The following is a 4,629-nucleotide window of genomic DNA, read 5'->3' on the forward strand; positions in this document are numbered from 1 at the left end:
ATAGCATGATCTTCTCATTGCAAAAAATCAAGCTCCTTCAATGATCACGGGTATACAACTTCACTAGATAATTTGTTGGTAGAATCTACGGATACAGATCCGTTTAATCGTCCAAATGCTAAAGCATTTACAAATCGATTAATTGAATGGATTGAGTTAAATGAAGATTTTCACAATCGAAATCTATTGGAGTGGTTAGATGTACAGAAAGTAATTTTTCCAAACGGAACACCATCTCAAGCAACATGGACAGATGTTGACTCAATATGTTCGATATTAAACGAAATTGGTCATAGAAAAAGCTTAAATCATATGTTCTATCCTACTGGTGGAGGTATGGATCTAATTGGTGTATCTAAAGCGGAAGAAAATGGGATGATCGCCTTACATGTTTGTGAACGAAGTGCTGAACTACTCAAACCGAAGAAATTAACTTACGAATCGGTTGGTTATCACCCCCAATGGAACTACTTCAGGCTTGAAGCTGATGAAATTGAGCCTACAGGTGTTAGAGGTGCTTTAAACTCAGCAAAATCGGCTGAAGCGCTTTTAGAAATAGAACCAGGAAGGTATGTTGAATATCACCATTGGGACAATGGTGAATACGAAGGTGAATCATTACCTCAAACAGCTCGACCAATAGACCGCTTTTTAAAAGGCTCATTTGTTCTGTTTAGCAAACGTTCAATTTATAATCGAACAGGTGGAACATATGATGCGCGACACGATAAAATGTCAGAAATGGAGTTTAAAGAGCACATACGAACGGCAGCTAGAATGTGTTATGAACGTGATGCTGAATAAAGCCTAACAATTGCATCAACACGATTTACTACACTCGGCAATATCAGTTTGCCGGGTGTTTCTCGTTTTAAGTCGTCAATTTTAAGTATAATTACATAGTAGTAAACGTGTTATGCAGGCGTTATGTGCTTAGAGGAAAAATGAACAAAATCATCTTAATTTTACTGTTGGTGTCGTCTTCAGTGTTCGCGGATAGCGAGAGCTTTTTCAATCGGTTATTTTTTGAAAACGTTCCGTACTCAGAACTTGTTACTCCAGAAAATAAAGACATAGTAAGACCAATATTTCAGCAAATTGATGCCAGCTTAGCCTCAGAGGAATGGAGCAATGCAGATAAGTTAGACGTATTGCGTAGCATATTAGCAATGTATTTGTCTGAAGTTGCATCAGTAAAATCGATGTCCTTTGAGCAAACCTTGTCTAAATTCAAAGCTGGCAAGCTAAACTCTGACATCACTAAAGCCTATGCTGATGAACATAATTCAAAAGTAGTTAGTAGTGAACTCGATAAGGTCGTTAATGTACGAAATTACGAGGAGACTCAACAGACAGCTAAAGAACAGCAAAGACTAAAGTTGTTAAAATGTATCATTGATAATATGAAAAACTTACCAGCCAATATGAAAGAAGTGGTTGGTGCATATTGCAAATTAGAACAGAAAGTTTAGTACGCACATAACAAACAATTTAAGAGTGATTCAGCACTCTTGGCACTTTTGGTTTGGGTCTAATTTAGTGTTTACGGTGTTCAAATTTAGTGCTGTGGTAGCGTGCTTCACACCTTAATTGGGCGTTAAATTTTAGAGGTTATTCTTGTGAGTCAAGTTAAAAGAGCATGGGAAGCAGAACAGGAATTAGGTTATAGTTCTTGTGGTAATAAGACTGTCTGTTCTGCTTGTTTTGAAGAAAGTGGGATTCAGTCTTACATTGAAGGAAATGCAAGTGATACATCTTGCTCATACTGCAATTCAAGTGGAGATCATATTGTCGCTTGCCAAGTAGATGATGTTATTGAGTATATCTTGAAAAGCTTGAGATTTGAGTGGGGTGCTCCTTCAGATGAAGGGTTGCCATATGAATCAAGAGAAGGAGGTTGGCAATATTCAGAAGTCTTAGATTCATGGGATTTATTAGATGAATGTAATGTTGGGGCAAGACATGAAGAACTTTTAAATGATATTCGTCATTCAATTAGTGACCTTCAATGGTGCAAAAAAAATCCATATAGTCTAACTGAAGATCGTGTTCTATTATATGGTTGGGAAGGTTTCTCAAAATTTGTAATGAATGAAGCGAGATATGTGTTCTTTAAAGCTTCAAATCCAAATTATGATAGTGAACAATATGATGAAATGAATCCTATCGATATATTAGATTCTTTAGGAGTCATGGTAAGAAGCCTTAATTTAGTTACTGAAATTCCAACCTCTACTGAATTAGTTCGTGTCAGGATTGTTGATTGTGCTGAAATACTGACGTCTGCAAAAGAATTAGGTGCACCAGCTCGAGAGTTCGCCAAGATGCCTAACCGAATGAGTCCTGCTGGCATATCTATGTTTTATGGAGCTTTTGATTTAGAAACTGCAATTAGTGAAACCTATAGTCCTAAAGAAGGAGAGACTAAAAAGGCAGTTTGTGGTTATTTTAAACCTAAGAGAGATCTAAAAGTTATTGATTTATTAAAAGCCCTTTATATGCCAGTCTATTTGATGAGTGTGAAAGAGACAATCGAGTTTATATTCCATTTGTCCGGGACTTTATAGATGATTTTACAAAACCGATTGATCGAGAAGATCGAGCTCACATCGATTATGTACCTACTCAAATAGTTACGGAATATTTTAAGCTCATCTTCAAATATGAAAATGAACTTAGTTTTGATGGGATCATATATCCAAGTTCCAAGAGTAAAGGCAAAAAAGCAATTGTACTTTTCGCAAATTCTGAAAACTGTGTCGATAAATCTGAGTTAGAAAATAAAAACGCTCTTTTGGTTCTGGATAACGTTGAAGATATCGAGCTTAAATAAAATTTAACAAAGCATTGAAGAGTGATTCGCAACGCTTGGCAGTTTCGCTTCGCTCAAGTATAGCCAAGCGCTGTTCACACCTTAATGCGGCGTTAGTTGCCTACAGCTTTGACAATGGAGTAAACAGTGTTTTTTAAGATACCTACAAGGTTTGTATCAGAAGAATTAGAATTGCTTAAAACTTTTCATCAGCAACAAGAAGAGCAAATCTCTGACTTTATTACAAACATCGACCAGCACATTCAGACCGAGTGGCAAGAAGGTTGGCACCAGAACTATGCAGGTGATCCCGGTGAACTGATAGAGTACCCAGTTGAAAGACTGGGAAATGTCACAGAACAAGAATACAACCTGAGAGAGATTTTTACAGGTGTAATGCCAATGTATCAGAGGCAAGCAATGCTTCTTAGCATGTGGGCTTTATATGAATGCGAGTTTACAGCCTACTATTCTCATGTAGCTTCAATGTTAGGGCGGAGAGCTACACTTCCCAACCAAAATGGGCCGAGAGTAAGTCAGCTGACGCACATTACAAATTGTTTCAAACGACTTGGGTGTTTAGATATTGAATCAGATGAGTTTATTCAGGCGGTTGAAAGATTAAATGGTGAAGTTAGGCTTGTAAGAAATGCTTGGGCTCATAATGGTGGCAAGTTAAAAAATAATGATGCTATTGCTGATGTTGAAGGTATTACACTCTTAACTGGTCAAGTAAATCTTTCGTCTAACTACATTAATCAAGTATCTGAATTGATGGCACTAGTAACAAGCGAGTTGTCGGATTCCGTAGTAGAAGTAGTGGCACAGCATAAATTTGAAGCCGGCAACTAACAAAGCATTCAAGAGTGATTCGCAACGCTTGGCAGTTTCGCTTCGCTCAAGTATAGCCAAGCGCCGCTCACACCTTAATGCGGCGTTAGGGAGCTAGGAGAAATATGTCATATCCTCATTTATCAGAGCAGTCATTTGTACAGTTAATCTCTGATGCGATTCATTTTTACAAGATGTCTATTGAAACTGATGACCCGTATGAAAGTCAGAGGTTCGCCAGATCATCTATTTTGTACTCAACGTTGTCATTAGAGTCAGCAGCTAATTGCTGTTTGTATTCTCTTCAAAGTTCACGTAATTTTATCAACGATCTTGAAAAGACAACCGCATTTGCGAAGTTAGATCTATTCGCGCAGATTAGCGAAAACAAACATATAGATCGGTCACGTGTAGAATTTCAGAGAGTTTCTGAACTAAAAAAAGTACGAGACTCTTTTGTACACCCTAAAAAAGTTAAAATACCTTTAGAGTTTTCTGTAAATGACATGGAAGGTGATTTTAGAGAGTTGGGTTTGCATTTTGAAGCGAACCCAATGAAAGGCACTGGAATAGATCGCTCTTCAATGTTTTGGTTTAGTAGTGATGCAAAGTCTGCTTTGTCTGCTGTTTTTAGTTTTTTCGAATACTACTTTGTAACTCTACTTAATCACGATTCAAAGACTGTAATGGCATTGTTGTCTGATGCAGTTCATATCAATGAAGAAAATGCTTTTCTGTTTCATAATAAAGCACTAGAGAAAGACTTGATGTTTTTAAAGCAACAGAAGATAAAGCAAACATTTTTAAACTTAGGTGAGTACAAGCAACTAAATGTAATCGCACCCTAACAAACGCTTCAAGAGGGATTCATAAACGCGTGCCATTTTCGCTTCGCTACAATTTTGGCACACATTTACTCACCCCTTAAGCGGGCGTTGATATGACCCCCACTGTCAATTAAAAACGTAGAAGTTTCTCTCCTGTAT

General features: G+C 37.4%; 6 protein-coding genes. All 6 read left to right on the forward strand.

Translation table 11 applies throughout. The features are described 5' to 3' along the window. Positions 1–75: 75 nt before the first annotated feature. The 6 genes from ACED60_RS25175 (at position 76) to ACED60_RS25200 (ending at position 4,491) form a co-directional block, all read left to right on the forward strand. Positions 76–804, forward strand: coding sequence for a hypothetical protein (locus ACED60_RS25175; protein ID WP_371728699.1), 729 nt, complete (start codon positions 76–78; stop codon positions 802–804). A 140-nt stretch (positions 805–944) separates the two neighbouring features. Beyond that, complete coding sequence (locus ACED60_RS25180) at positions 945–1,472, forward strand: hypothetical protein (RefSeq protein WP_371728700.1); 528 nt, start codon at positions 945–947, stop codon at positions 1,470–1,472. Between the two features lie 147 nt (positions 1,473–1,619). Beyond that, a complete protein-coding gene (locus tag ACED60_RS25185; protein WP_371728701.1) occupies positions 1,620–2,567 on the forward strand; it encodes a HEPN-associated N-terminal domain-containing protein in 948 nt (315 codons plus the stop codon). Between the two features lie 17 nt (positions 2,568–2,584). Next, on the forward strand, positions 2,585–2,833 hold the full coding sequence (locus tag ACED60_RS25190) for an RES family NAD+ phosphorylase (protein WP_371728702.1): 249 nt from the start codon (positions 2,585–2,587) through the stop codon (positions 2,831–2,833). A gap of 126 nt (positions 2,834–2,959) precedes the next feature. Further along, positions 2,960–3,664, forward strand: coding sequence for a hypothetical protein (locus ACED60_RS25195; RefSeq protein WP_121602190.1), 705 nt, complete (start codon positions 2,960–2,962; stop codon positions 3,662–3,664). Between the two features lie 104 nt (positions 3,665–3,768). Continuing rightward, the gene (locus ACED60_RS25200; RefSeq protein WP_012600704.1) at positions 3,769–4,491 is read left to right on the forward strand and encodes a hypothetical protein; all 723 of its coding nucleotides are present in this window, start codon (positions 3,769–3,771) and stop codon (positions 4,489–4,491) included. Positions 4,492–4,629: the final 138 nt, after the last annotated feature.

It is taken from the genome of Vibrio sp. 1F279 (genome assembly GCF_041439815.1).
Classification (GTDB): Bacteria; Pseudomonadota; Gammaproteobacteria; order Enterobacterales; family Vibrionaceae; genus Vibrio; species Vibrio tasmaniensis_A.

What these genes read in the sequence shown, in the direction of transcription:
- ACED60_RS25200 (WP_012600704.1), top strand. Translation starts at nt 3,769, where the DNA reads ATGTCATATCCTCATTTATCAGAGCAGTCATTTGTACAGTTAATCTCT.
- ACED60_RS25180 (WP_371728700.1), top strand. Translation starts at nt 945, where the DNA reads ATGAACAAAATCATCTTAATTTTACTGTTGGTGTCGTCTTCAGTGTTC.